Origin of the sequence: Erwinia psychrophila (genome assembly GCF_039023475.1) — a bacterium.
Lineage (GTDB): Bacteria > Pseudomonadota > Gammaproteobacteria > Enterobacterales > Enterobacteriaceae > Erwinia.
The window spans coordinates 43,121-68,505 of record NZ_JBCHVB010000009.1; the positions used below are offsets into that span (position 1 = coordinate 43,121).

Below are 25,385 nucleotides of genomic sequence, written 5' to 3' on the forward strand. Positions count from 1 at the left end.
GGATTGAGAAAAACCCGGCTGCGGCCGGGTTTTTTTATGAGAAAAATTTTATCGCTGAGGGGGAGTTATGCCTGAGTTACCGGAAGTGGAAACCAGCCGGCGCGGTATTGAACCGCATCTTGTGGGCGCCAGGATCCTGCATGCCATAGTGCGCAATGCGCGCCTGCGCTGGCCCGTGTCACAGGAAATCCTCAGCCTCAGCGATCAGCCCGTCCTCAGCGTTCAGCGGCGGGCGAAGTATTTACTGCTGGAGCTGCCAGCGGGCTGGATCATTATTCATCTGGGCATGTCTGGCAGCCTGCGCGTGTTGCCGGAAGCGCTGCCGCCAGCGAAACATGACCATGTCGATCTGGTGATGAGTAACGGCAAAGTGCTGCGTTACACCGATCCCCGTCGCTTTGGTGCATGGCTGTGGAGCAGTGATCCGACCGCCAGCAACGTGCTGGCGCATCTTGGGCCTGAGCCGCTCAGCGAGGCCTTCTCAGCGGATTATCTGTTTGAAAAATCCCGCAGCAGACGCACGCCGGTGAAGCCCTGGCTGATGGATAACAAGCTGGTAGTGGGGGTGGGAAATATCTACGCCAGCGAGTCGCTGTTCGTTGCCGGGATCCTGCCCGATCGACCGGCGATGTCCCTCTCTTATGAAGAGGCCGCGCTCCTGGTGAAAACCATCAAAGCCGTGCTGCTGCGCTCCATTGAGCAGGGGGGCACCACGCTGAGAGACTTTCTGCAAACCGACGGCAAGCCGGGGTACTTTGCGCAGGAGTTACAGGTTTATGGCCGCGGCGGCGAACCGTGTCGGGTCTGTGGCGCGCCAGTTGAAAGCGCGAAGCATGCGCAGCGCAGCACCTTCTTTTGTCCGGTCTGCCAGAAATAGGGCGCGGCCAGCGCCCTCTGACTCAGAGTTTTGCCAGTAGCGCGGTTAAAACTAACGGAGGAAGGAAGGCGCTGACGTCTCCGTTGTGCCTGGCCACCTCTTTCACTAAGGAAGAGGAGATAAAGGAGTAGTTCTCTGAAGGCATCAGAAACACGCTTTCCAGCGTGGGCAGAAGATGGCGGTTCATGTTCGCCAGCTGCATTTCATATTCAAAGTCGGAAACCGCACGCAGCCCCCTTACCAGCACGTTTGCCTGCTGATCCCGCGCAAAATTCGCCATTAAATCGCTAAAGCCCACCACCTCAACGTTTGGCAGAAGCTTAACCGCCTCTTTTGCCAGCGTAACCCGTTCTTCCAGTGAAAACAGCGGTTTTTTGCCCGGACTTGCGGCAATAGCAAGCACGATATGATCGAACATCCCCGCCGCCCGGGTAACGATATCAAGATGACCGTTAGTCAGCGGATCGAAGGTGCCGGGATAAATCGCTTTTGTGCTCATAAGCCGCCCTTGCTGCCATGGGAAGAGTGGTTCAGCGCCCAGAGCGCCGTGTATTTGTTAAAGGTGTACTGCGCATTGACCACTGCCAGCAGCCAGCCCTGCTTACCATCCAGAAAACCGGCGCGCAGCACCAGCGTTTTGAAAAAAGCGGCCAGCGTGTGGGAAAAAATCGAGAACATGGAGCAGCGTTTACCCTGATGATGACGCTGCTTTGCCCAGGCTTCGGCATAGGCAAACTGCTTCCACTGAAATGCGGAGAAGTCGCGGCATGTCAGATGAAGCAGGTCGCCTTTGAGTGCGGTGACGGGCGCACCCTGGGTTTCCAGGGATTCATGCACCTGATGATCGTTATAGTGATAGCTGGCAGGATAAAGCCGGACAACGCGGTCGGGATACCAGCCGCTGTGACGCATAAACCGCCCCAGAAAGAGGTTGCGCCGCCCCAGGCTGTAAAGGGCCGGCGTGGGCTGCTGCAAAGCGTCTTCGATGGCGTGACGCAGCTGGGGCGTGACGCGCTCGTCGGTATCGATCATCAAAATCATCGGATGGCTGGCGTAGCTCTGGGCAAGCTGGCGCTGTTTGCCGTAGCCACGCCATTCCTTTGAATGAAAAACTTTGGCGCCGTGCCGTGCGGCGATTTGCGGCGTGCCGTCGCTGCTGCCCGAATCCAGTACGATAATCTCATCGGCCCAGCTGACGGAATCTAAACATTCCGGCAGCAGCTCGGCGGCGTTTTTGGCAATCAGCACCACGGAGAGAAGTTGGCGTGCAGACATTTAGTGATTCCGCTGTGGCAGATAGGGTTCGAGTAACTGTAGCAGACGCTGTAGCGCGCCCTGATTCTGATGAAGCACTTCCACGGCATGACGCCCGTAGTAAAGGCGGTAATCTTCGTCTGTCAGCAGCGTACCGATCTCTTTATCCAGAGAAGCGGCATCCGTAACGGTAATCATACCGTCGGCCTGCTGCAGCCTGGCGCAGATATCTTTAAAATTGAAGGTGTGCGGCCCCATCAGGACGGGCAGCGCGTGGGCGGCGGCCTCGAGCGGATTATGCCCGCCTCGTTCAACCAGGCTGCCCCCGACGAACGCCAGGTCGGCGATCCCATAAAGCAGCATCAGTTCGCCCATGGTATCGCCAATGACGACCTGAGTGCTGCCTGAAGGGATCTCACCGCTGCTGCGCAGGGTAAAGCTGAAGCCGGCTTTTTGCGTCAGTTCGCGGGCTGTTGAAAAGCGTTCGGGATGGCGGGGCACCAGGATCAGCAGCAGGTCAGGAAAGCGGCTCAGCAGCCGGCGGTGCGCATCGAGGATAATGCTTTCTTCACCTTCATGCGTGCTGGTGGCGATCCAGACCGGGCGGCGCGGCGCCCACTGCCGGCGCAGCGTAATGGCTCTGGCGGCCAGTTCCGGCGTCACGGAAATATCAAATTTCAGGCTGCCGGTGACGGTCAGCTGTGAACGCTTCAGTCCCAGGCTGACAAAACGTTCGCCATCTTCTTCGTTTTGCGCGGCGATCAGGGTGATGCGCTGCAGCAAGCGCTGCATAAACGTACCGAGCTTGCCGTAACCTTTCGCCGAGCGTTCAGAAAGCCTGGCATTCGCGATGACCAGCGGAATTTTTCGGGCATGGAGCTGGGCGATCATGTTGGGCCAAAGCTCGGTTTCCATAATAATGACCAGCCGCGGATTAACATTATCCAGAAAGCGATTCATCGAACCCGGGAGATCGTAGGGCAGATAGACGTGATGGACATCTTTACCGAAAGCGGAAGCGGCGCGCTCGGAGCCTGTCGGCGTCATCGTCGTTACGGTAATCGGCATAGAAGGATAGCGATGACGAAGCGCCCTGACCAGCGGGACGGCCGCCAGGGTTTCTCCCACGGAAACGGAGTGCAGCAGGATACCGTCCGGCTTCACTTTGCCTTTGCAAAAGCCATAGCGTTCGGCCCAGCGTTTACGGTAGGCCGGGGCTTTTCGGCCGCGCAGCCAGAGCCTGAGCCAGATCAGCGGCTGAATAAGGTAGAGCAGGGCGGTATAAAGTGTTGTCATCACAGTGTCTTACAAAATGCGGAGAGACTCACGCCAGAAAATGCCAAAAAAGAGAACTAATACGGCATGTTAGCAGATAAGTTCCCGGCGCTCACACTACTTCATCAGGCGTGCTGCAACACTTGTTGATACAGCGCATGAAGTTGGTCCGCCAACGCCGCAGGGCTACAGTCGCGTACGCGTTCACGTGCCGCATCGCCCATGCGGCTGTCCGCGATGCGCAGGGGAACGGCCTGAAGCGCTGAGGTCAGCGCCGGCACGTCGAGCGCATCGCACACATAGCCCTGCTGACCATTGACGATAAACTCAGCGCCACCGCAGGTAAAACTGGTAATTACCGGCAGGCCGCAGGCCATCGCTTCCAGAATAACGTTGGGGAAGGGATCGTACAGCGTCGGTAAAATCAGCCCGTCGGCCGCATGGTAAAACGGAATAACATTATTCTGTACGCCGCAAAAATGAACGCGCTCTTCGCAGCCCAGCCGCTGTGCAAGCTGACGGTAGCGGGACTGCTGCTTGTCCTGGCCCACAACCAGAAGATGTGCGGAGGTGGCGGCTAGCGCTTCAATACTCGCCTTCAGGCCTTTGCGCTCAAAACCCGATCCCACATAGATAAAAACTTTGGCCCCGTCAGGCAGACCCAGTTTGTCGCGTGACTGCTGACGCTGTGCAGAGGTCGCTGGCATAAAACGCTGTGAATCGATCGCGTTATAGATCACCGCGAACTTCTCTTCCGGCACCTGGAAGCAGCGGATGATATCGTTTTTGACCATCAGCGAATTACAGATAATTTTTTTCAGCGAAGGCGAGCGGAACATCGCTTCTTCGGCCGCCATCACATAACGATGATAGCCGCTGAGCTGGGTGAGCGTACGCTGAAAAGGGGAGATAACGCGGGCGCGCTGTTCAAGCCAGACGCGATGCACGCCGTCCCCGGCGCGGAAAATGTCGCAGCCGACAATACGCTCATGGCTTTGCACAATATCAAACTGCTCCCGCTGCCAGCAGGCGCGTGCGGCGACGGCGAACCCGCGTTCCCGTGAGATGCGGCCCCACTTTTTCGGATTGCAGATATGGAGGTGCCACTCCGGCTTGGGTTCGCCCTGCCAGCTACGGGTGATGATGTTCAACTCAAGGCTGTCATCGTCCAGCGCTTCCAGCGCGCGTGAAATAAAACGCTCTGCGCCGCCGTCAGGACGGTACTTCTGCCGGACTATCGCCAGCCGGACTTTACGCATTCAGGAACTTCCTTGCGGCTTTGACAACTTCTTCCAGCGGGATCGCCGAGAGATAGCGGGTTTTAGTTTTGGTATCAATGCTGTCGGGTCTGGGCAGAGGCGCGTAGTCACCGGCCCAGATGACCTGGTTCCTTTCCCCCCAGGGACGCCACTGCGTCAGCTTGGTGGGGCCAAAAAGCGCGATGCAGGGCGTATCCAGCGCTGCGGCCATATGCATAGGGGCCGAATCAACGCCAATAAACAGCCGGGCGTGATCGATGAGCGCAGCCAGCTGCGGCAGCGTCAGCTGTCCCGCGACCGAAATCACCTGTTTACTGTGACACAGCGAAAGAATGTGATCGATCATCGCCTGCTCTTTTTTATCCGGCGCGGCGGTCAGCACGATGTCGGTATCACTATCCGCGAGGGCATCAATCAGCCCGGCCATTTTGCTGTCTTCCCAGCATTTGAATATCCAGCGTGAAGTGGGCTGAATCACAATATAGGGCTTTGGCACTGTCTGGTGCTGCGCCAGCACGGCCTGCGTCTTCAGCCAGTCATCCTCTTCATAATGCATCGCGGCTGACCAGCCTGTAAGAGGGATTGCCAGAGGCGACAGCGCCGAAAGATTCTGTTCAGCGGTATGCAGCTCGCGGTGCCTCTCAGTAGAGACGAGATGGGTATGGGCCCGATGCCAGAATACGTTGCGGCGCTTATTAAAACCAAAGCCGATTCTGACCTCAGCGCCGGTGAGCGCGGTGATTATCGCGCTGCGCCACTGGTCCGCAAGATTGATCACCAGATCGTAGCGGCACTGGCGAATCGTGTTAATCAACGCCAGTTCATGCCTGAGCTGTTTACCTCGCCCCTCTTTCTTCCAGTTCCGGTCGATGCAGTGCAGCTGTCGCACGGCCGGGTGGGCCTGCAACATCGGGCGGGTTTCTTTATAGAGAAGCACATCAATATTCGCCTGCGGGTAACGATGGCGAAGGGCATGAATCACGGGCGTGGTAAGCAGCATATCACCGTGATGGCGCAGCTTGATGAGCAGAATATTCTGCGGCGCAAACGAAGCAGGAATCGGTTGTGGCGTAGCCATACTCATTGTATCTCAGTAAAAAGTGAACCGATTGTAAGGCAAACGCCGCAAAGGGAAAAGCCAGCGCGGCGTAGCATTACCCTTTACGCCAGCGCCAGATGCGGCCCAGCCATAAAAGAAGTTGATACCACTGGCGAATCCCTCTGGCATTACGCACCATCCGGCCTGGCGTCCCGGTCGCAAAGATATCGGCGATTATCGCCTGCCGTGCCTCCTCTTCCGGTTCCCGGCGGAGAGCATGGCAGACGGTCAGCGCTTCTTTGGTCACCTGGCGGTGTAACTCAGGGGTTATTTTGACTTTGTCACGGTAGCGCTGGTTAATCTCATCCAGCATTCTGGCAATTTTCAGATAGTGACGCTGATAGGCCACGTTTTTCTCGCCGGTACGCTTCCGGTTGCTGATCGACCGATCGTGAACGTAGTAACTGTAAAGAATCTCATCCGTATAGCGAACGCGTTTCACATTCATCATCAGTTCGGTCGTCCAGGGGATATCCTGATGATGCAGGCCCGGTTCAAACTGAAGGTTAAGCTCTCTGATGAGCGAAAGACGGTAAATGCCCATCCAGACGACGTGCAGATAGCGGTTCGTTGCCAGCGCTTTACTCAGCCAGGCTGGACCATCAAGTACGCCCGTTGACCGCAATCGATCCGTAGGAATTAACGGCTTAGTCCGGCCCGACCCCGTAAAAACGCGTTCTGCGTTGCACTGGGCGACATCAAGATCGTCCGCATCGGCCATCTCGATCAGCTTGCTGTACATTTCGGGAGAGAGCGTATCATCCGCGTCGGGAAAGGTTACGTAGCGGCCACGGGCGACGGCAAGACCCGCATTTCGCGCTCTTGAAACGCCGCCATTTGGCTGGTCGATAACCTGGATATGTGAATGGCTGGCGGCATAGCGGTGCGCCATCTCCGCTGATTCATCGGTAGAACCATCGTTGACGACAATAATTTCAACAGACTGGAGGCGCTGCGCCAGCAGTGATTCCATAAATGCATGGAAGCTTGCCCCGGCATTATACATCGGGACGATTACGCTCAGGCTGGGAAGCTGAGCTTCAGAATGCAACATCATACTCAGGATTATATCTTCTGTTCAGGCGTCAGGCTGGGGTGACGCGCCATAATAAATTCATGAATATCATCCAGTTTTTTCTGGTTGAGATCGTAAAGCTGCTCAACTGGATGCGTAAACTGATAAAGGGCATGAAAAACAAAGGAAGAAGGGGCAATGTTATCCGGCCCGATCAATAAAACGTCGCCCAGCGGACGCTGCTCTTCAACGCAGCAGGGCCCATAAATCAGGATGACCGGTACATTCTGCGCATCCGCAATGTAAGCGTTACCGGAGTCCGATGCCACATAGAAATCCATATTCCCGATCGCCCAGGGCAGCCCTTCCAGAGAGACTTTACCTATCAAATTCACGATGTTGTCGGCTTCACCGACCTCGTTATAGAGCGCGTTGAGTCGGGGAAGTTCATTTGGCGCGCCGAAAACGTAGAACAGACATGGCAGATCGCTCAGCCGCTCAAACAGCCGCTTCCAGATTTCCGGCGGGATCGTCTTTGCCTGATTGCCGGCGGAAATGCTGATGCCAATCTTGATTTTGTCCTTGCGAAACACCTCTTCCGGCGTGTCGTGTGGCTTCAGTAGCGGGAGTGTCGCATGCTTGGAATAGCTCTCTTTAGTCAGTGAACGATCGGCCAGCTTGAGATAGTTTTCCAGCGTCAGCGAGTTTTTCTCATGCTCAACCGTCCCCGTCGCGGTGAGATAAAAGAAGGCCTGATAGGCTTTACGGCGATACATAGAGAGAAACTGTTTATTGCCGGCATTACAGCAGGCGGCAAAAAACAGATTAATGTTATTCGGGTGCAGCAGATAAACGTTGTCGTATCTGTTCATCAACCTGAAGGCGAGCCTGAATTTCGCCAGCAAACTGCCCTTATGTTCCTCAATATAGAAAATCTCGTCCAGCGTGGCATCATGCTGCGCCAGGGGCGCAACCGAGCGGCTCAGCAGAGCGTCACTGTGTTGTAAGTGACTGAGCAGAGGCGTGATATTGATAAAATCACCGATTTTCGCCGTCTGGATCACCAGATTGCGCCCGGTTTTTTTCTTCGTCAGTTTGAACAGCAGTTTGACCGGAAAAATAAGAAAAAATAACAGAACATAACTCACGCTCTACTCTCCCTGAGCGAACTGAAAAATCCTCTGCGTCTGAGAGGCGTTAAACTTTCCTGTGCTGAAAAGGCTATTAAGCAGCTTTGTTGTTTCATGAGGCTCTGATATCCGTTCCTGCCTTTGAGCGTTATCATGGGCTAAACCTTACAAGTAGCATAAACAAATAGGGTAACGGGCGATCCCGTACAGCGTGGTACGGCTTACTCAAGCGTAATGAGATCAAGATATTGTTGGCATACAGCCTCAATGCTGTAGATCGACAAATCCAGATCCGCAATGGCCGGAGGATGCTGGTAAATCGCCTTTATGGTGGCGGCAAGCGAATCCTCATTCATCTCAGCAAGTCCCCTGGCCAAATCGCCGGTCATTATGCTGACTGGCCCACCCGGACAGCGGGTGCTGACGATGGGCGTGCCGCAAATTAGCGCCTCAACCAGCACGTTGCCAAACCCCTCGCTGTCCGAGCTGACGATTAATTCTCTGGCGTGGCGGATCCAGGGATAGGGATTGCTGGTAAAGCCCTGAAAAATCACGCGGTCAGCGATATTCAGCTCTTCAGCCAGTCGTTTAAGCGCGGCGGTCGCTTCGCTGCTGCCCTGGCCAATCAGCACCAGCGGGACGGTTAACGTACTTTTCGCATAGGCACGAAGCAGGCGATCGTGGCGTTTGGTCTGATGAAAACGTCCCACGTGGATCAGGTAGTCTGTCCCTTCCAGGCTGCACGGTTCCAGCGAAAGCTGGCGGATCGCGTCAAAATCGAAAGGGTTGAAGATAACCCGATTCTGGTTTGGCCTGACATGAAAAACCTCTTTTAAATCGTCAATCACATACTGAGACACGCCGATCAGATTGCGGTGCCGGTAAACGCTACGCGTTTTGCACTTTTTCAGCCATCGGGAAAGCCCTTTACGGCGCGACAGATAGGACGCGGAAAAAACGCCATGGATGCAAAACCAGGTTATTTCAGGCCGAAGCCGTTTGCAGCGGCTGACGATGCGGTCAGTTTTATGCAGATGTGATAACACCAGATCAAAGCGGCCTCCGGCCGTTTCCGCCGCCGCAATCGCCTCATCCAGCAGGGCGGCACGCCGGTCAAGTTCCGTCAGCTTGCGCCAGGGTTTTTTGCAGGTGTCGGCGACGATTTGAAGGTCCACGCCTTCGGGAATGGTGTAATCACAAACCGTGCGCAAGGAAAAGAGAACGACCTGATGGCCGCGATCGACCAGCCCTTTAGACAGAGTGAGAACTACCTTCTCTGCGCCCCCGCCGGGAAGGCCATCAATGATCATCAAGATGCGTCTGGACAATTTTTTATCCTTTAAATTAGGCGATCGCAGCAAAGCAGGACTCTTTCTTTTCCCTGCGCCAGCGCCATTACCACTCAGAAATTCCCCTTTGTTTTAACACGAGGGATTTAATGCTGTGTTTCCTCCTTCAGGACGGGAGGTTTGCTACCACTGGCCCAGATTATCTTAGAAAATTAAAAAAGATAGCGCTACATCGATTCCCGGCTTCCATTGGGCGTCGGTAAAGCTTTCTGCAACAACGCTGGCGGCGTAACATATCAGGAAGGTTATTATGGAGTCTGACACCGGCATGAACAAACCCGCATTTCTTATTACCATTGATACCGAAGGTGACAACCTTTGGCGTAATCGTTCCGGTGAAGTGACCACCCGAAACGCCGGCTATCTCGCCCGTTTCCAGCACCTTTGCGAAAAATATGGTTTTAAGCCGACCTGGCTTACCAATTATGAAATGGCGATCGATCCGGTTTATATCGAATTTGCCCGCGATGTGATCGCCCGCCAGACGGGAGAGGTCGGCATGCATCTGCATGCGTGGAACAGCCCGCCTGCCTACGATCTTACCGGCGACGACTGGCGCTTTCAGCCCTATCTGATCGAGTATCCCCGTGAGGAGATGCATAAAAAGATCGCTTTTATGACGCAGCTGCTGGAAGAAACCTTCGATACCAAAATGCTCAGCCACCGCGCCGGCCGCTGGGCGTTCAACGAAGAGTACGCCCGGCTGCTGATTGAGTTCGGCTACCGGGTCGATTGTTCCGTGACGCCACGGGTTAACTGGACGTTCTCACCTGGGGCGCCGCAGGGCAACGGGGGCAGTAACTATACGCACTTCCCCCGCCACGCCTATTATCTGGATCCTGAGGCGATCTCGCGCCCCGGTAACTCCACGCTGCTGGAGGTCCCTATGAGCATTCAGTATAAGCACTCCGGGCTGATGAACGGGCTGAAGCAGGGCTATGACCGCCTGCGTGGTAAGCAGCGAAGCCCGTCAGTTCACTGGCTCCGGCCAACCGGCGGCAACGTGCAGCAGATGATCGGCGTCGCGGAAAAAACGCTGGCTGAAGGCGCGGATTACGTCGAATTTATGCTTCACTCCTCCGAGTTTATGCCAGACGGTAGCCCGACCTTTAAGGATGAAGCGGATATTGAGCGGCTTTACGACGATCTGGATCGGCTTTTCAGCTGGCTGCATACCCGGACGACCGGCATGACGTTAGCGGAGTATGGGCTGACCAAACCGGCACCCTGAGCAGGCAAGGCTACAGGCCGCGCCTGCGTACCTTCAGCATTTTGCGCTTGTAGCTCATTCTGACTTTACCGTTCAGCAGAAACCCCAGCAGGCTGACCCCACGGATACGCGCCAGCAGGTCGCGGCCTTCTGGCGTTCCCCGCAGCTGGCTATGATAACGGTTTGCCACGTCCAGCCAGTGGCAGGTGATCAGGGCCTGATAGCGCGCAGGGAGAACGACATCAAGGTTTCGCGTGGCGGCGATCAGGCAGGCGATTTTATCGTCATTGATAACCGAAGAAAGGCTCTGCTGATGCTTACGGTAAAGATAAAACCCCGCCCGGCAGAAGAGCGTTTTCTCGCTCTGGGTGAGCATCTGCGGAAAAAGCCAGGTATCTTCATAACAGATAAAGTCAGGAAAGGCGTGCTGCTGAAAGAGCCGGCGTGAGAAAAACTGCCCGATAAAATGGGCCTGATAGTCGCGATGGATCAGAAAGCGCTCAATAGCATCGTGGCGGGTCAGCGTCTCCGGACTGGCGGCCTGCCATTGGGGAGTGGCGCTCCCGGCGCGCACTTCGATAATTTTGCTGAGCAGAATATCAGGCTTCTCCTGCGCCAGAACGGCCAGCCGATCGTGCAAGGCGCCGGGCAGCAGGGTATCATCCCCATCCACCATCAGAATATAGTCACCTTTTGCCAGCTCTACCGCACGGTTGCGGACTTTGCCGACATTACGAAAATCCGTATTGCCAGAACGGATCTGCGGCAGCCTCGCGGCATACGCTTCAATGACAGCCTGAGTTCCGTCCGTGGAGGCATCGTTGATGATGATAATCTCTGCTTTGTCCAGCGAGCTGCCCAGAGAGGCGATAATACTGTCGAGCGTACCGGCGAGATACTCCTCACAGTTATGCGCGGCGATTAACACACTTAGCAAACAGGATGCGTTCATTAAGGCTTCGGGCCAGTCGTCACAGTGCCGGTAAGAGGGAGCAGTTTCTCCATCACGTTTTGCGCAGAGATATCCGCCATGTTGTTTCCCTGAGCAGGGCGCAGCACCCACTGATTTTTGCCGTAGCCGCCAATCAGGCCGGGATCGGTAGGGCCATAAAGCGTGATGTTCGGACGATCCAGCGCCGCAGTCAGGTGGCTGAGGCCGGTATCCACTGACACGACGGCACGGGCACCGGCCAGCGTCCGGGCGACCTGCTCCAGCGTCAGTTTAGGCAGAACCCCGGCGTGCTCAAATCCTTCCGCCAGGCGCAGGGCACGCTGGTGCTCATGTTCGGCACCCCAGGGAAGCTTAATCTTCATGCCCGTCCCGCTCAGCAGCCCGATCAGTTCGCGCCAGTGGCTTTCCGGCCAGTGCTTGGCGTCCCGGGTGGTGGCATGCAGGAAGACCAGATAACTGCCGGCATCCGCAGGCGGCGCCGCGAGGAAATGTTGCGCAATCGCGTAATCGCCTTCGCTTTCCGGCAGCGCGTAACCGAGGCTTTTGGCGAACAGTTCGCGCGTGCGCTGTACGGCGTGCTGCTTTTTATCGATTTCATGGCGGGTGTCATACCACCAGCTGGCGAAGGGTTCTCTGGCGCTGCGGCTGTCCTGCCCGTGCTTAACGCCTTTTGCGATGCGGGTGACCAGCGCGGCGCTTTTGATCAGCCCCTGGGCATCAATGACCACATCATAGTCGCGGGACTGCACCTCCCGCTTAAACAGAAAACGTTCTTCCCTGACCTGACTGCCGAACCAGTGCTTGCGCCAGCGGCGGATAGCGACCGGAATGACGCGGTCAACGGCAGGATGCCAGGCGGGGATTTGCGCAAAACCCTCTTCCACCACCCAGTCGAAGCGGATCCCCGGGATGGCCGCCATGGCGTCCGTCAGGGCAGGGAGCGTGTGAAGTACGTCCCCCATTGAGGACGTTTTAACAATCAGGACCTGCATTCAGTCTCCTGGCTTATTTCCAGCAGGGCGTCCAGTTCAGCGATAACGCGTTCTGGTGTGATGTCGATCAGGCTCTGATGATAACCCTCTTCAGCATCCCCTTTACGGACTTTGTGATAGCCGGTGATCAGACGGACCACGCGGGCTTTTTCGGAGAGCGGCGGGGTGAAATCCGGGCTGCTTGGTCCATACAGCGCGACCAGCGGGCGATCGAGCGCGGCGGCAATATGCATCAGCCCCGAATCGTTGCTGATCACGGCGCGACAGTGAGCCAGCAGGATCACCGCCTGCTCAAGCTGCGTTTCACCGGCCAGGTTGCGGCAGTGCGCGCGGGAATGCGGTTGCAGGCTTTGCAGGATCTGCTCACCGGTTTCTTTATCTTTCGCGGAGCCAAAGAGAGCGACCTGATAGCCTTCATCGATCAGCTTCTGCGCAAGGGCCGCATAGTGATAGTGTGGCCAGCGCTTGGCCGGGCCAAACTCGGCGCCCGGACAGAATCCCACCAGGGGCCTTGCTGCCGACAGGCCAAATTCGCTGGCGGTGGCGGTTTTCTCCGCTTCCGCCACCTGAAGTCTGGGCCAGAGCAGCGGCTGAGGCAGATCGGCTGCGCTGTTGATCTGCGCCTTGTCATACGCCAGCGCCACGTAGCGTTCAACCATCAGGGGAAACGCGGCTTTATCCAGCACCCGGACATCATTCAGCAGGCCATAACGCATCTCGCCCCGCCAGCCGGTACGCGTGCGGATATCGGCGAAGAAAGGCACGAGCGCGGATTTAAACGAATTGGGCAGCACGTAGGCCCGATCATAGCCCCGCTCGCGAAGCGCTTTTCCCAGCCGGCGACGTTCGCCCAGCGCAAGCGCGCCATGCCCCAGCGGCATCGACAGCGCGTCGTTAACCTCAGGCATCCGCGAGAGAAGAGGACGGCACCACGCGGGCGCCATCACGTCAATTACGGCGTCAGGATGGTCGGCCTTCAGCGTGCGATAGAGGCTTTGCGACATCATCATATCGCCGACCCAGGAGGGGCCGATTACCAGAATTTTCATCGCCGGTCCGTCCCGTTATGCCTTGCGGTTAAGCCAGGCCATGTAGTCAGCCACCCCTTCGGCCACGGTTTTAAACGGCTTGTCGTAGCCCGCCGCGCGCAGTTTAGTCAGGTCGGCAAGGGTGTAAGCCTGATAGCGGCCTTTCAGCTTCTCCGGGAAGGGGATGTACTCAATTTCACCTTTCTGATGATAATTCAGCGCGGCATCCGCCACTTCCTGGAAAGATTCCGCCCGGCCCGTTCCGCAGTTGAAGATGCCCGATACGCTGTTTTCCCAGAACCACAGGTTGACGGCAGCCACGTCTTCCACGTAAATAAAGTCGCGCTTGAAGCCGTCGCTGCCTTCGAACAGTTTTGGATTTTCGCCGTTCGTCAGCTGGGTGTTCAGATGAAACGCAACGCTCGCCATGCTGCCTTTATGTCCTTCACGCGGGCCATAAACGTTAAAATAGCGGAAGCCACAAATCTGCGACTGCGCTTCAGGCAGGACCTCACGCACATAATGGTCAAACAGCATTTTGGAGTAGCCGTAGACGTTCAGCGGCTCCTCGAACTGGCGCTCTTCGATAAAGTTATCGTTACGGCCGCCGTAGGTGGCTGCTGAGGAGGCATACAGGAAGGGGATCTGGTGATCCAGGCAGTAATGAAGCAGCTCCTTGGAGTACTGATAATTATTGTCCATCATGTACTTGCCGTCCCATTCGGTCGTGGAAGAGCAGGCACCTTCATGGAACACCGCCTCCACGTCGCCAAAGTCTTCATCGGCGAGAATGGCGATCTGGAAATCTTCCTTATCCATATAATCGGCAATATCCAGATCGGCCAAGTTGGTGAACTTGGTGCCATCTTTCAGGTTGTCGACCACCAGAATGTCTTTATGGCCTTTATCATTCAACGCCTTAATAATGTTGCTGCCAATAAATCCCGCGCCGCCAGTGACGATAATCATGAGCTTTAACCTTAAAGAGTGAGGGTGAAACGGAAAGTTTCACGCGCTAATGGCTATTATCATAACATCTCATCACGACGCAGACAGCCAGATGACGCCGTAACGGCGGGAGAATGCGCTCTGCTGACGCTAATTATGCTGTGAAACTCACACATCCCGATCGGCTTCCTCGTTCCTTTCCGTTCCGTTCAGTAAGATGTTTCGCTATTCAGCCCCTTTCGGAGGATAAAAATGCCCTCATCTTTCTATCAACAGCTTTCAACCCAGCTTACCGCCCTGCATGACGAGGGCCTGTTTAAAGTGGAGCGGCCCATTACCTCCGCGCAACAGGCCGAACTGACCCTTGAGGGCGGCGGCCAGGCAATTAACTTTTGCGCCAATAACTACCTTGGACTGGCAAACCACCCCTCGCTGATTTCCGCCGCGAAGGAAGGGCTGGATAGCTACGGCTTCGGCATGGCTTCCGTGCGCTTTATCTGCGGCACGCAGGAGACGCACAAAACGCTGGAGAACCAGCTGGCGACCTTCCTGGGCATGGAAGATGCCATTCTCTACTCCTCCTGTTTTGATGCGAACGGCGGACTTTTTGAAACCCTGCTCGGCCCGGAGGACGCGGTTATCTCCGACGCGCTTAACCATGCGTCCATCATTGATGGCGTCAGGCTGTGCAAGGCGAAGCGCTATCGCTATGCCAATAATGATATGGCTGAACTGGAAGCGCGGCTTACCGAGGCGAAAGACGCGGGTGCGCGGCATATTATGATCGCCACCGACGGCGTGTTTTCCATGGATGGCGTTATCGCTAATCTGAAAGGCATCTGCGATCTGGCTGACCGCTTCGGTGCCCTGGTTATGGTCGATGACTCGCACGCGGTGGGTTTTGTCGGTGCGGGCGGACGCGGAACGCATGAATATTGTGACGTGATGGGTCGGGTGGACATTATTACCGGCACGCTGGGTAAAGCGCTGGGCGGCGCTTCAGGCGGCTATACGGCGGCGCGAAAAGAGGTGGTGGAGTGGCTGCGCCAGCGGTCGCGGCCCTATTTATTCTCCAACTCACTGGCGCCGGCCATTGTTTCGGCTTCGCTGCAGGTTCTGGACATGCTGATGGAAGGTGACGGTCTTCGCCAGCGCCTGTGGGAAAACGTGGCGTTCTTCAGAACTGAAATGACTAAGGCTGGCTTTACGCTGGCCGGAGCCGATCACGCCATCATCCCGGTGATGTTAGGAGAGGCGAAGCTGGCCCAGGAATTTTCACGTCTTTTGCAGGCTGAGGGCATCTACGTCACCGGCTTCTTCTATCCGGTGGTACCGCAGGGCCAGGCGCGCATCCGGACGCAAATCTCGGCCAATCACAGCCAGCAGCAGCTGGAGCGGGCGGTAGACGCCTTTACCCGAATTGGTCAGCAACTGGGTGTTATCGCCTGAAAGGAGACGTGATGAAAGGGTTAGCAAAACTGCATGCGAAAGAAGGCATCTGGATGGTGAATGATGCGCCAGTGCCGGAGCCGGGACATAACGATCTGCTGATTAAAATCCGCAAAACCGCCATCTGCGGTACCGATGTGCATATTTATAACTGGGATGAATGGTCACAAAAGACCATTCCTGTGCCGATGATTGTTGGCCATGAATATGTGGGCGAAGTGGTCGCCGTCGGGCAGGAGGTAAAAGGGTTCAGCATCGGCGATCGCGTTTCCGGCGAGGGGCATATTACCTGCGGGCACTGTCGAAACTGTCGCGCAGGTCGTACCCATCTGTGCCGTAACGCTATCGGCGTGGGCGTTAACCGTCAGGGCTGCTTCGCCGAATATCTGGTGATCCCCGCGTTCAATGCGTTCCGCATCCCCGATAATATTTCCGATGAGCTGGCGGCTATCTTCGATCCCTTCGGCAACGCTGTACATACCGCGCTCTCTTTCGATCTGGTGGGGGAAGATGTGCTGATATGCGGCGCCGGACCGATCGGGATCATGGCGGCTGCCGTCTGCCGACATGTGGGCGCCCGTCACGTCGTTATCACTGACGTCAACGACTACCGGCTCGATCTGGCGCGCAAGATGGGCGTCACGCGGGCAGTCAATGTCAGCCACGAAAAGCTGGATGAGGTGATGCGTGAGTTAGGCATGAGCGAAGGCTTTGACGTGGGGCTTGAGATGTCCGGCGCGCCGGCCGGCTTTCGCAGCCTGCTCAGCGTGATGAACCACGGCGGACGCATCGCGCTGCTGGGGATCCCACCTTCGGACATGTCGATTGACTGGAATCAGGTTATCTTCAAAGGGCTGTTTATCAAGGGAATTTATGGCCGGGAAATGTTTGAGACCTGGTACAAAATGGCGGCGCTGATCCAGTCCGGACTTGACCTCACCCCCATTATCACTCACCGCTTCGGCATCGATGATTTTCAGCAGGGATTCGATCAGATGCGCTCAGGACAGTCCGGCAAAGTGATTCTGAACTGGGACTGAGTCATCGGGGTCGGTGGCCGCAGACAGGCAGGCCACCGATCCTTCTCCAGCCAGTTTACTTCTGCTTTTCCGCATCCGTCAGATAGCGGACTTTACGGGTGTAGTCCTGACCTTCGAACGTTAACGGCGTCGCGGCAGATTCGAGATATTTCTGCCATTCCGACAGCGGGAAACCGCCGTGGGCGCCGACCACCTCTTCCGGAATAACGGCGGTGCTGCCGCCGATTTTCTTCGATACCGGCCAGTTCATCCAGTCGCCCAGGTTGACCGTTTTGATATCCAGCAGATCCAGCAGCGCAGCCAGCGGCAGCTGATCGGTCGGCGGCTGGGAATCGTCCATCAGCTCCCAGGTATCCTGAAACAGCGTCAGCCACAGCGGGCAAATGCGCTTCCAGGTCTGGCGCGTCGCCGCCAGAAAGGCACCGTTAACGTGATCGACGATAAAGGGGCGTACGCTGTTGCGGTAATAGGCTGGACGATTCTGTTCCGGGGCATTCATCAGCTTGGCGATCATTTTTCCCTGGCGGAAGCTGGAGTAAATATGGCCGTCATGCATCCGGATTTCCGGCATTTTCAGGAGATTCAGGTCGGAATCGATCATCAAAATCCCTTCCGTCTTCGCCTGTAACGGCGCCTGAAGCTTAATCAGCCGGCTGCGGTAAATCTGTTTATAACGGTAATTTTCTTCGCGGAAAGGCACTACCAGCGTGACGACGCGGGTTTTAGCGGGCAGCTCGCCAAATTCCTCAGCAGACCGGTCGCTGACAATGACGATCTCCTCTGCGCCAGGCGCAAAGCGGGCAGCAAACAGCGCGCTGAGCTTCGCTTCCTCAATGAAATCCACGCCCGTACAGGGAATAACAACTGAGGTGACCGGAACTTCCCCCTGAACGTCTCTGTTCTGGTAGGCGATATTGTGACGGGCACGAATGTGCCGGTACTGAGCATTCAAAAATTCAAACATGCGAGGGTTTTCCATGATCCGCATTTTTCAAAATGAGTTCCACGCCAGAGACATAATGCTCAATGGCGTAGTGCTGTTTCACGCTGGCATTGGCCTGCTGAAGGAGCTGCGTGCGCTTACCGGCGTCAAGCCAGAGCGTTTTCATCTGTTCAAACAGGGTCTGCGTATCGCCATAGTCGAACAGCAGGCCGGTTTTGTTATGTTCGATCAGCTCAGCGGTGCCGGTGACGCGTGAGCCTATCACCGCCGTCTTTAACAGCATAGCTTCCAGCACGACGCGGGGTAACCCTTCACTTTTCGAGGCCAGAATAAAAACGTCAAACGCGGCGAGGTAATCCAGTGCGTTATTGCGAAAGCCAGTGAATACTATGCGATCCTGAAGGCCAGCTTGTTCCGCCTGGCGTTGCAGTGATGAAAGTTCCGGCCCTTCGCCCAGGATGATCATCTGCCAGCGGGCAGCCGGGAAAGCGGCGGCAAACTTTTCCAGCGCCGCCAGAATGTGGTGATTCGACTTTCTGAGGCTGAGCGAGCCGATACTGCCAAATACAAAGGTATCGTCATCCACGTCCAGCAGCTGATGTCGCATCGCCTGGCGGTCTGGCAGCGGCTGCCAGATATCAATAGCGTTAAAGACCGTAAAGCATTTCTCCGCCGTGACGCCGCTTTTCAGTAACTTATCCCGTACGCCATTGGATACCGCGATCACGGCATCGACGCGCCCGTTCACCATCGTCACCAGCTCACGACTGAGCACCGGCTCAATCCGGCAGTGCTGAATCAGCGTGACGGGCAGCGTGTCGACGGCAAGATAGCCTTCCGCGTTCGATCCCGGCTGGTTATTCATATAGAGCACCCCGAACTGCTGTGAGGTCAGAATCGCTCTGATTTTGCGGGCGTTGGGCCGGATGCGCCAGAGCGTATCAACGCGCCGGGTAACGCTGTGTCGCAGCTTACGGCTGAAAAAGAGCAGCGATCGCAGTAGCTCTTTCGTGATTTTCGCCCAGCGGGGTTGCCTGCGCTGAGGGATAAAAATGACAGGGATCCCGAGCGCCTCCAGTACCTGACTGATGGATTCGCCCTGACCACGGGTATAGTTGTGGTAAAAACAGCACTGGATATCGAACTGGTTCCGGTCGATGCGCTTCAGCAGTTCAAGCATGCTGTTGGTGCCGCCGCCCCATTCGTTGCCGGTATCGAGTAAAAGAATTTTTCTATGCTGTTGATCCATCACGCCGCTTCCGTCCCCGTCAGTCCGGCCCTTCCTGTAGGTGGTTCCGGAAAGGAGGCTGAAAAATTAAGGTGTGTTTTCAGGATTAAGCCTTAATCCCGAAAAATATGTTTTTATATACTGCATCCCCCGGCTGTCGGCAATGCTTTCGGTTATCACCGTCATCGCAAGACGGGTGGGAACGGGCTGCAGTTTGACCGGACAGCTCTCCACGCCGTGGAAAGGATTGCGCGGCGGCGCAGGCTTTTTAGCCGGCGGCGATGGCGGCCTGGTGTGGCCTTGCTGGGATTCATTCAGCAGGTCACTCGGGCGCACCAGGGTAATATCCGCCGGCAGGGTGGGCAGCATTTGTTGCAATACCCGTACCGTAGTGGGATGCGGGTGCCCGATGGCAATGGCCGATCCATTCCGCTGCGCCAGGCGCACCGCGCGGCTGAACTGCTTGCGAATGTCAGCTTCGTTCTGCGTATCGTCAAGGAAGACGCGGCGCTTGATCACCTTCACGCTGGTGCCCGCGGCCGCCTTCGTGGACTGGCTGTTACCAATGGTCATGCTGTCCAGAAAGTAGAAATTATAGTGGTCCAGCACCTGCATGACTTTCTGCATGCCTGGAAGGCTGGACGTCATTGCGCTGCCCATATGGTTGTTCAAGCCAACGGCATAAGGCACGTCGGCAATCGCTTGCTGAATGATGCGGCTAATTTCGGTGCCGGACATCGTGGGGAAGAGCGTATCCTTCTCCAGCGGCTGCTTGCTGAGCGGCGCCATCGGCAGATGGATCAGCACTTCATGTCCGCGCTGGTGGGCTTTGGTCGCCATTTCACGGGCGTGCGGCGCATTAGGCAGCACCGCGACGGAGATCGCGGCGGGCATTTGCAGCACCTGATTTTCCTGAGTCGGGCGGTAGCCAAAATCGTCAATGACAATGGCAAGCTTACCCGCCTGGGCGGAACTGGCCATCATCAGGCCGGCGAGCGTAACGCTGAGTGTACGAAGTAATGACAAAAGTTATTTTCCTAACCACGGGAGTGGGTTGACGGCCTGTCCCTGGCGTCGGATTTCAAAATAGAGTGATGGCGTGCCCTGGCCGCCGCTGGTACCGACCAGCGCGATTGGCTCTCCTGCCTTAACCTGAGTTCCCACGCTCACCAGCGCACTTTGGTTATAGCCGTAGAGGCTCATATCCCCTTTGCCGTGTTCAATGACCACTACAAGGCCGTAGCCCTGAAGCCAGTCGGCCATTAACACCCGGCCATCGGCTATGGCTTTAACTTCCCTGCCTTCAGGCGCGTCAATGACCAGCCCTTTCCAGCGTAGTTCGCCCTGCATCTTTTCACCAAAGCGGTGCGCAAGGCTGCCGCGGACCGGCCAGTATGCCTGACCGCCGGGACGACCGAGGCCTCCCGTCCGTGACATAAGCGAGCGCTCGCTTTCCGTTGGCTTATAGGTGGTGCCTTTGCTTTTCGCTTTCGCCTGGCGCTGGCGTACCTGCTCTGCTTCCCGGGCTTCCCGTTCCGCTCTGGCGCGGGCTTCGCGTTCCGCTTTGGCAATTTTGTCGCGCAGACGGCTTTCGTTCTGGCGCATTTCAACCAGCTGCGCCTGCTCTTTCTCCAGCGCAGATTCAAGCGTGGTAATGGTTTTCTTGCGCGCGACACGAGCCCCTTCCAGTTTCTTCTGCTGGGCTTCCTGCTGGGTGAGGAGCGATTTTTGCTGGGTTTGCTTATCCACCAGCGTCGCTTTCTGGGCGGACAGATCGCTGCGCGTCTTTTTCAGGTCGTCGATGGATTGCTGGCGGGCGTCATTCAGATAGCCAAAATAGGCCAGGATACGCTCACTGCGCTGGCTCTCTTCTCCGCTGAGAATAAGCTGGACACCGCTGTGCTGTCCCTGGCGGAACGCCGCATCGAGCTGATCCGCCAGCAACTTTTCCTGCCGGGCCTGCTGCGTTTGCAGCTTGCCGATCGAGGCGGTCAGGGTGGCGATATCCTTATTGATGCTGCTGAGGGTAATTTGGGTTTCGCGCAGCTGCCGACTGGCCTGGGCGATGATTTTTTCCTGACTCTGCAACTGGCTGAGTAGCTTGCTACGCTGCTGTTTCTGCTGCAAAACCCGCTTTTCTTTATCCGCAATATCTTGCTGAAGCGTCGTCAGCGCGGATTTATTATCGTTCGCCGCATGGCTGACTACGGGCAGCAGCAGGATGCCTGCGTAAAACATGCAGGCGGACAGGGTGAACGCGCGCGATCGTGACAGAACGCCTGTGGCCGATCCGTTACCCTGGGTTCGTTGAAATGAAACTGTCGCTTTTTCCCTCATAGGAGGAGGATTATTCCACGATGAACAGCGGCTTACCAGCGATCTGTCGGGGGTTTTGCGTTTCCAACGGTGACAGCGCCCCGCGCTGCGGCGTGATCGGGGCAGGCGGAATCTCTGAAATGGGTGGCTGTTCGCACAATAATTAACCGCTAAGACGGGCCGTTAACAGACGGTGCAGAAAAGCGGCAGGCTACAGGCCTCTTTTTTTTGAAGTTGGGCCTCAGAAAACGTTACTCTGGGGGCTTCACGTCTGTACATGCCTGCACTGGCAGGTATACTCAGAAGCCTTGTTTTAGCTTATTAACCCTTTCGGGAGTTGTTACCCCTCATGCAAGATATTATGCAGTTCGCAGGCAACCATACCATTCTGAGTCTGGCGTGGGTTGTCCTGCTGGTTCTGGTGATCGTGACCACCGTTAAGGGCATGTTCTCCAAAGTAAAAACGGTCACTCGTGGTGAAGCTACCCGCTTAATCAACAAAGAAGAAGCCGTTGTCGTAGACGTACGTGGACGTGATGACTACCGTAAAGGCCACATTTCTAACGCGGTTAACGTGCTGGCTGCCGATATCAAAAAAGGCAGCTTTGGCGACCTGGAAAAACACAAAGCGCAGCCGATCATTGTGGTGTGCGCTAACGGTACCTCCGCCGCTGAACCGGCAACGCAGCTGAACGCAGCGGGCTTCGAGAAAGTTTACGTGCTGAAAGATGGCGTGGCTGGCTGGAGCGGTGAGAACCTGCCGCTGGTACGCGGTAAATAATACAGGAGAGTGGGTATGGCTAATGTTGAGATCTACACCAAAGCAACGTGTCCCTTTTGTCACCGTGCGACAGCACTGCTGAGAGAGAAAGGCGTCCATTATCAGGAGATCGCGATAGATGGTGATGCTGATAAGCGGGAAGAGATGATCAAACGCAGCGGCCGTACCACCGTTCCGCAGATTTTTATTGACGCACAGCACATTGGCGGCTGTGACGACCTTTATGCGCTTGATGGCCGGCAAGGTCTCGACCCGCTGTTAAAATAAGATGGGCGAGTGGCGCGATAACGGATTATTAACCCATAGGATTACGTAACCATGTCAGAACAAAATAATACCGAGATGTCTTTCCAGATCCAGCGTATCTATACCAAAGATATCTCTTTCGAAGCGCCGAACGCGCCTCAGGTTTTCCAGAAAGAGTGGGAACCGGAAGTGAAGCTGGATCTGGACACCGCTTCCAGCCAGCTGGCTGATGAAGTGTACGAAGTCGTTTTGCGCGTTACCGTGACGGCGAGCGTGGGCGAAGAGACGGCGTTCCTGTGTGAAGTTCAGCAGGCCGGTATCTTCTCTGTCTCAGGCATCGACGGCAGTCAGATGGCGCACTGCCTGGGCGCTTACTGCCCGAATATTCTGTTCCCGTACGCGCGCGAATGCATCACCAGCCTGGTCTCCCGCGGTACGTTCCCGCAGCTTAACCTGGCCCCGGTCAACTTTGACGCGCTGTTCATGAACTACCTCCAGCAGTCAAACGAAGGTGCCGATCCGCAACAGGACGCATAATGCCTTTCACTCACGCTTCAATGAGCGTCATCGGTGCCGGATCTTACGGCACCGCTTTAGCGATTACGCTAGCCCGCAACGGCCATCAGGTCGTGTTATGGGGCCATAATCCACAGCATCAGGCACAGCTTCAGGCTGACCGGTGCAACGTCGCTTTTCTGCCCGATGTGCCTTTCCCCGACTCGCTGAGCCTTGAAAGCGATTTAGCCGCCGCCATCTCGGCCAGCCGCGATCTGCTGGTGGTGGTGCCGAGCCACGTGTTCGGCGATGTTCTACAGCAAATTAAGCCGCATTTGCGACCCGATTCGCGCATCGTCTGGGCAACCAAAGGTCTGGAAAAAGAGACCGGGCGTCTGCTACAGGACGTTGCCAGAGAAATTCTTGGCGAAGCGATCCCGCTGGCGGTGATCTCAGGCCCAACCTTTGCAAAAGAGCTGGCCGCAGGCCTGCCCACCGCCATCGCGCTGGCCGCCACGGAGGCGACATTCGCTGACGATCTCCAGGCCCTGCTGCACTGCGGCAAAAGCTTCCGCGTTTACAACAACCCGGACTTTATCGGCGTACAGCTCGGCGGCGCGGTGAAAAATGTTATCGCCATTGGCGCCGGGATTTCGGACGGCATCGGCTTCGGCGCCAACGCCCGGACCGCGCTTATCACGCGTGGCCTGGCCGAAATGACCCGTCTCGGTAACGCACTGGGCGCCGACCCCACGACCTTTATGGGTATGGCGGGCCTGGGCGATCTGGTGCTGACCTGTACGGACAATCAGTCCCGTAACCGCCGCTTCGGCATGATGCTGGGCCAGGGCGCGGACGTGGACAGCGCGCAAAAAACCATCGGTCAGGTAGTGGAAGGTTTCCGAAATACCAAAGAAGTAAAGGCGCTGGCAGCGCGTTACGGCGTGGAGATGCCGATTACCGAGCAAATTTATCAGATCCTGTATTGCGAAAAAAACGCCCGGGAGGCAGCATTAAGCCTGCTTGGACGTACAAGGAAGGATGAAAACAGTCACAGCTGAAAAGGAAGCTTAGCGTCGTAGCGTGTCGGCGTCCGCCGGACGCTATTTTTGATGGGGAGAGAGCAATGCCGTGCGTAGAGCCTGAAAAGGTCTGGGACTATATTAAAGCGGAAGCGCGGGCGCTGGCCGACTGCGAGCCAATGCTGGCCAGCTTTTATCATGCAACGCTGCTGAAGCATGACGATCTCGGCAGCGCGCTGAGCTACATGTTAGCCAACAAGCTGGCGAACCCCATTATGCCCGCTATCGCAATCCGCGAGATCGTCCAGGAAGCTTACCGGCTCGATCCCTCCATGATTCAGTCTGCCGCCTGCGATATTCAGGCCGTACGCCTGCGCGATCCGGCGATCGATAAATACTCCACGCCCTTGCTCTATCTGAAAGGCTTCCATGCGTTACAGGCGCATCGCATCGGTCACTGGCTGTGGGATGAAGGCCGCCGTGCGCTGGCCATCTATCTGCAAAATGAGGTGTCCGTTTCGTTTGCCGTGGATATTCATCCCGCCGCGAAGATTGGGCGGGGGATCATGCTGGACCACGCTACCGGCATTGTGATCGGCGAAACGGCTATCGTTGAAGATGATGTTTCCATTCTTCAGTCAGTCACGCTGGGCGGCACCGGTAAGACCAGCGGCGATCGTCACCCTAAAATACGCGAAGGCGTCATGATCGGCGCTGGCGCAAAAATCCTCGGTAATATCGAAGTGGGGCGGGGTGCGAAAATTGGCGCCGGCTCCGTGGTGCTTCAGCCTGTCCCGCCGCATACCACCGCCGCTGGCGTGCCCGCGCGTATCGTGGGGAAACCCGGCAGCGATAAACCCTCAATGGAAATGGATCAGCATTTCAATGGCACGGTGCCAGGCTTCGAATTTGGCGACGGGATCTGATTTGTACTGCTGACGGCGGACTGCGCCGCCCTGATGGCCACCTTGTAGCGTCCGTTTATTTCCCCTGCGCGCCCGCGTAACCCAGCTGGCGCCACGCCTCATAGACCACCACGGAAACCGCATTCGACAGGTTCATGCTGCGGCTGTCAGGCTGCATAGGGATGCGGATTTTCTGCTGTGCCGGCAGTGCATTGAGGATCTCCGGCGGCAGGCCTCTCGTCTCCGGACCGAAAAGCAGATAATCGCCGGCCTGATAGCTTACCGCGCTATGGGCAGGTGTCCCTTTGGTCGTCAGTGCAAACAGGCGCTGCGGCGCTTCAGAGTCAACAAAAGCAGCATAATCCGCGTGCCGCTGAACCGCCGTAAATTCATGGTAATCCAGGCCCGCCCGTCGCAGACGCTTATCGTCCCAGGCAAATCCCATCGGCTCAATCAGATGGAGCCGGAAGCCGGTATTGGCGCAAAGCCGGATAATGTTGCCGGTATTCGGCGGAATTTCAGGTTCAAATAAAACAATATTCAGCATCGGCGTCGGCCCCCTTTTTCGAGGG

26 protein-coding genes are annotated in these 25,385 nt (G+C 56.4%); 9 read left to right on the forward strand and 17 right to left on the reverse strand.

Going from position 1 to position 25,385, the window contains the following annotated elements; genetic code table 11:
* Positions 1-67: 67 nt before the first annotated feature.
* A complete protein-coding gene (mutM, locus tag AAH446_RS18005; protein WP_342908051.1) occupies positions 68-877 on the forward strand; it encodes a bifunctional DNA-formamidopyrimidine glycosylase/DNA-(apurinic or apyrimidinic site) lyase in 810 nt (269 codons plus the stop codon).
* A 22-nt stretch (positions 878-899) separates the two neighbouring features.
* Here the strand turns inward: mutM and coaD are convergent, their stop codons facing one another.
* The 8 genes from coaD to AAH446_RS18045 form a co-directional block, all read right to left on the reverse strand.
* A complete protein-coding gene (gene coaD / locus AAH446_RS18010) occupies positions 900-1,376 on the reverse strand; it encodes a pantetheine-phosphate adenylyltransferase (RefSeq protein WP_342908052.1) in 477 nt (158 codons plus the stop codon).
* Positions 1,373-2,152, reverse strand: a complete 780-nt coding sequence (locus tag AAH446_RS18015; RefSeq protein WP_342908053.1) for a glycosyltransferase family 2 protein — start codon at positions 2,150-2,152, stop codon at positions 1,373-1,375. Before AAH446_RS18015 ends, coaD begins: the two co-directional genes overlap by 4 nt.
* On the reverse strand, positions 2,153-3,427 hold the full coding sequence (gene waaA, locus AAH446_RS18020; RefSeq protein WP_342908054.1) for a lipid IV(A) 3-deoxy-D-manno-octulosonic acid transferase: 1,275 nt from the start codon (positions 3,425-3,427) through the stop codon (positions 2,153-2,155).
* Between the two features lie 104 nt (positions 3,428-3,531).
* Positions 3,532-4,665 carry a glycosyltransferase family 4 protein gene (locus tag AAH446_RS18025; RefSeq protein WP_342908055.1) on the reverse strand — a complete coding sequence of 378 codons (1,134 nt, stop codon included), beginning with the start codon at positions 4,663-4,665 and terminating at the stop codon, positions 3,532-3,534.
* Positions 4,658-5,743, reverse strand: a complete 1,086-nt coding sequence (rfaQ, locus tag AAH446_RS18030; protein WP_342908123.1) for a putative lipopolysaccharide heptosyltransferase III — start codon at positions 5,741-5,743, stop codon at positions 4,658-4,660. The genes AAH446_RS18025 and rfaQ overlap by 8 nt, the downstream gene beginning before the upstream one ends.
* Positions 5,744-5,819: 76 nt before the next feature.
* On the reverse strand, positions 5,820-6,821 hold the full coding sequence (locus AAH446_RS18035) for a glycosyltransferase (protein ID WP_463322833.1): 1,002 nt from the start codon (positions 6,819-6,821) through the stop codon (positions 5,820-5,822).
* Between the two features lie 8 nt (positions 6,822-6,829).
* Positions 6,830-7,927, reverse strand: coding sequence for a glycosyltransferase family 9 protein (locus tag AAH446_RS18040; protein ID WP_342908056.1), 1,098 nt, complete (start codon positions 7,925-7,927; stop codon positions 6,830-6,832).
* A gap of 203 nt (positions 7,928-8,130) precedes the next feature.
* Entirely contained in the window at positions 8,131-9,237 is a 1,107-nt protein-coding gene (locus AAH446_RS18045; protein WP_463322834.1) for a glycosyltransferase, read from the reverse strand.
* Positions 9,238-9,526: 289 nt separating this feature from the next.
* Between AAH446_RS18045 and AAH446_RS18050 the strand changes: the two genes are divergently transcribed.
* The gene (locus tag AAH446_RS18050) at positions 9,527-10,489 is read left to right on the forward strand and encodes a polysaccharide deacetylase family protein (protein ID WP_342908126.1); all 963 of its coding nucleotides are present in this window, start codon (positions 9,527-9,529) and stop codon (positions 10,487-10,489) included.
* 10 nt (positions 10,490-10,499) lie between these two features.
* Here AAH446_RS18050 and AAH446_RS18055 read toward each other — a convergent pair whose 3' ends face one another.
* From AAH446_RS18055 to rfaD, 4 genes are read right to left on the reverse strand one after another with little or no spacing between them, the layout of a single operon-like run.
* Complete coding sequence (locus AAH446_RS18055; protein ID WP_342908057.1) at positions 10,500-11,420, reverse strand: glycosyltransferase family 2 protein; 921 nt, start codon at positions 11,418-11,420, stop codon at positions 10,500-10,502.
* Complete coding sequence (rfaC, locus tag AAH446_RS18060; protein WP_342908058.1) at positions 11,420-12,412, reverse strand: lipopolysaccharide heptosyltransferase RfaC; 993 nt, start codon at positions 12,410-12,412, stop codon at positions 11,420-11,422. Before rfaC ends, AAH446_RS18055 begins: the two co-directional genes overlap by 1 nt.
* A complete protein-coding gene (rfaF, locus tag AAH446_RS18065; RefSeq protein WP_342908059.1) occupies positions 12,400-13,461 on the reverse strand; it encodes an ADP-heptose--LPS heptosyltransferase RfaF in 1,062 nt (353 codons plus the stop codon). The genes rfaC and rfaF overlap by 13 nt, the downstream gene beginning before the upstream one ends.
* Before the next feature lie 15 nt (positions 13,462-13,476).
* On the reverse strand, positions 13,477-14,409 hold the full coding sequence (rfaD, locus tag AAH446_RS18070; protein ID WP_342908060.1) for an ADP-glyceromanno-heptose 6-epimerase: 933 nt from the start codon (positions 14,407-14,409) through the stop codon (positions 13,477-13,479).
* Positions 14,410-14,640: 231 nt separating this feature from the next.
* Here rfaD and AAH446_RS18075 point away from each other — a divergent pair, with 231 nt between their 5' ends.
* A complete protein-coding gene (locus tag AAH446_RS18075; protein ID WP_342908061.1) occupies positions 14,641-15,837 on the forward strand; it encodes a glycine C-acetyltransferase in 1,197 nt (398 codons plus the stop codon).
* Positions 15,838-15,848: 11 nt separating this feature from the next.
* The gene (gene tdh, locus AAH446_RS18080; RefSeq protein WP_342908062.1) at positions 15,849-16,877 is read left to right on the forward strand and encodes an L-threonine 3-dehydrogenase; all 1,029 of its coding nucleotides are present in this window, start codon (positions 15,849-15,851) and stop codon (positions 16,875-16,877) included.
* A 55-nt stretch (positions 16,878-16,932) separates the two neighbouring features.
* Here the strand turns inward: tdh and AAH446_RS18085 are convergent, their stop codons facing one another.
* From AAH446_RS18085 to envC, 4 genes are all read right to left on the reverse strand, one after another.
* Positions 16,933-17,841, reverse strand: coding sequence for a hypothetical protein (locus AAH446_RS18085; RefSeq protein WP_342908063.1), 909 nt, complete (start codon positions 17,839-17,841; stop codon positions 16,933-16,935).
* Positions 17,834-19,069, reverse strand: coding sequence for a glycosyltransferase (locus AAH446_RS18090; RefSeq protein WP_342908064.1), 1,236 nt, complete (start codon positions 19,067-19,069; stop codon positions 17,834-17,836). Before AAH446_RS18090 ends, AAH446_RS18085 begins: the two co-directional genes overlap by 8 nt.
* Positions 19,070-19,135: 66 nt before the next feature.
* Positions 19,136-20,074: a divergent polysaccharide deacetylase family protein gene (locus AAH446_RS18095; protein ID WP_463322835.1), complete on the reverse strand. Its 939-nt coding sequence runs from the start codon at positions 20,072-20,074 to the stop codon at positions 19,136-19,138.
* 3 nt (positions 20,075-20,077) lie between these two features.
* Positions 20,078-21,385 (reverse strand): murein hydrolase activator EnvC, encoded by a 1,308-nt coding sequence (envC, locus tag AAH446_RS18100; RefSeq protein WP_342908065.1) that lies wholly within the window; start codon positions 21,383-21,385, stop codon positions 20,078-20,080.
* Positions 21,386-21,713: 328 nt separating this feature from the next.
* Between envC and AAH446_RS18105 the strand changes: the two genes are divergently transcribed.
* The 5 genes from AAH446_RS18105 to cysE all read left to right on the forward strand — a co-directional run bounded on the left by AAH446_RS18105 (position 21,714) and on the right by cysE (position 24,834).
* On the forward strand, positions 21,714-22,145 hold the full coding sequence (locus AAH446_RS18105; protein WP_342908066.1) for a rhodanese-like domain-containing protein: 432 nt from the start codon (positions 21,714-21,716) through the stop codon (positions 22,143-22,145).
* A 15-nt stretch (positions 22,146-22,160) separates the two neighbouring features.
* Complete coding sequence (gene grxC, locus AAH446_RS18110) at positions 22,161-22,412, forward strand: glutaredoxin 3 (RefSeq protein WP_342908067.1); 252 nt, start codon at positions 22,161-22,163, stop codon at positions 22,410-22,412.
* A 51-nt stretch (positions 22,413-22,463) separates the two neighbouring features.
* A complete protein-coding gene (gene secB / locus AAH446_RS18115) occupies positions 22,464-22,928 on the forward strand; it encodes a protein-export chaperone SecB (protein WP_342908068.1) in 465 nt (154 codons plus the stop codon).
* The gene (gene gpsA / locus AAH446_RS18120; RefSeq protein ID WP_342908069.1) at positions 22,928-23,947 is read left to right on the forward strand and encodes an NAD(P)H-dependent glycerol-3-phosphate dehydrogenase; all 1,020 of its coding nucleotides are present in this window, start codon (positions 22,928-22,930) and stop codon (positions 23,945-23,947) included. The genes secB and gpsA overlap by 1 nt, the downstream gene beginning before the upstream one ends.
* Before the next feature lie 65 nt (positions 23,948-24,012).
* A complete protein-coding gene (gene cysE / locus AAH446_RS18125; RefSeq protein WP_342908070.1) occupies positions 24,013-24,834 on the forward strand; it encodes a serine O-acetyltransferase in 822 nt (273 codons plus the stop codon).
* Positions 24,835-24,889: 55 nt separating this feature from the next.
* Here cysE and trmL read toward each other — a convergent pair whose 3' ends face one another.
* The gene (gene trmL / locus AAH446_RS18130; RefSeq protein WP_342908071.1) at positions 24,890-25,360 is read right to left on the reverse strand and encodes a tRNA (uridine(34)/cytosine(34)/5-carboxymethylaminomethyluridine(34)-2'-O)-methyltransferase TrmL; all 471 of its coding nucleotides are present in this window, start codon (positions 25,358-25,360) and stop codon (positions 24,890-24,892) included.
* Positions 25,361-25,385: the final 25 nt, after the last annotated feature.

Coding starts and splice junctions, on each gene's coding strand:
- mutM (WP_342908051.1), top strand. CDS start 68: ATGCCTGAGTTACCGGAAGTGGAAACCAGCCGGCGCGGTATTGAACCG.
- coaD (WP_342908052.1), bottom strand. CDS start 1,376: ATGAGCACAAAAGCGATTTATCCCGGCACCTTCGATCCGCTGACTAAC.
- AAH446_RS18015 (WP_342908053.1), bottom strand. CDS start 2,152: ATGTCTGCACGCCAACTTCTCTCCGTGGTGCTGATTGCCAAAAACGCC.
- waaA (WP_342908054.1), bottom strand. CDS start 3,427: ATGACAACACTTTATACCGCCCTGCTCTACCTTATTCAGCCGCTGATC.
- AAH446_RS18025 (WP_342908055.1), bottom strand. CDS start 4,665: ATGCGTAAAGTCCGGCTGGCGATAGTCCGGCAGAAGTACCGTCCTGAC.
- rfaQ (WP_342908123.1), bottom strand. CDS start 5,743: ATGGCTACGCCACAACCGATTCCTGCTTCGTTTGCGCCGCAGAATATT.
- AAH446_RS18035 (WP_463322833.1), bottom strand. CDS start 6,821: ATGATGTTGCATTCTGAAGCTCAGCTTCCCAGCCTGAGCGTAATCGTC.
- AAH446_RS18050 (WP_342908126.1), top strand. CDS start 9,527: ATGAACAAACCCGCATTTCTTATTACCATTGATACCGAAGGTGACAAC.
- AAH446_RS18055 (WP_342908057.1), bottom strand. CDS start 11,420: ATGAACGCATCCTGTTTGCTAAGTGTGTTAATCGCCGCGCATAACTGT.
- rfaC (WP_342908058.1), bottom strand. CDS start 12,412: ATGCAGGTCCTGATTGTTAAAACGTCCTCAATGGGGGACGTACTTCAC.
- rfaF (WP_342908059.1), bottom strand. CDS start 13,461: ATGAAAATTCTGGTAATCGGCCCCTCCTGGGTCGGCGATATGATGATG.
- rfaD (WP_342908060.1), bottom strand. CDS start 14,409: ATGATTATCGTCACTGGCGGCGCGGGATTTATTGGCAGCAACATTATT.
- AAH446_RS18075 (WP_342908061.1), top strand. CDS start 14,641: ATGCCCTCATCTTTCTATCAACAGCTTTCAACCCAGCTTACCGCCCTG.
- tdh (WP_342908062.1), top strand. CDS start 15,849: ATGAAAGGGTTAGCAAAACTGCATGCGAAAGAAGGCATCTGGATGGTG.
- AAH446_RS18085 (WP_342908063.1), bottom strand. CDS start 17,841: ATGTTTGAATTTTTGAATGCTCAGTACCGGCACATTCGTGCCCGTCAC.
- AAH446_RS18090 (WP_342908064.1), bottom strand. CDS start 19,069: ATGGATCAACAGCATAGAAAAATTCTTTTACTCGATACCGGCAACGAA.
- envC (WP_342908065.1), bottom strand. CDS start 21,385: ATGAGGGAAAAAGCGACAGTTTCATTTCAACGAACCCAGGGTAACGGA.
- AAH446_RS18105 (WP_342908066.1), top strand. CDS start 21,714: ATGCAAGATATTATGCAGTTCGCAGGCAACCATACCATTCTGAGTCTG.
- grxC (WP_342908067.1), top strand. CDS start 22,161: ATGGCTAATGTTGAGATCTACACCAAAGCAACGTGTCCCTTTTGTCAC.
- secB (WP_342908068.1), top strand. CDS start 22,464: ATGTCAGAACAAAATAATACCGAGATGTCTTTCCAGATCCAGCGTATC.
- gpsA (WP_342908069.1), top strand. CDS start 22,928: ATGCCTTTCACTCACGCTTCAATGAGCGTCATCGGTGCCGGATCTTAC.
- cysE (WP_342908070.1), top strand. CDS start 24,013: ATGCCGTGCGTAGAGCCTGAAAAGGTCTGGGACTATATTAAAGCGGAA.
- trmL (WP_342908071.1), bottom strand. CDS start 25,360: ATGCTGAATATTGTTTTATTTGAACCTGAAATTCCGCCGAATACCGGC.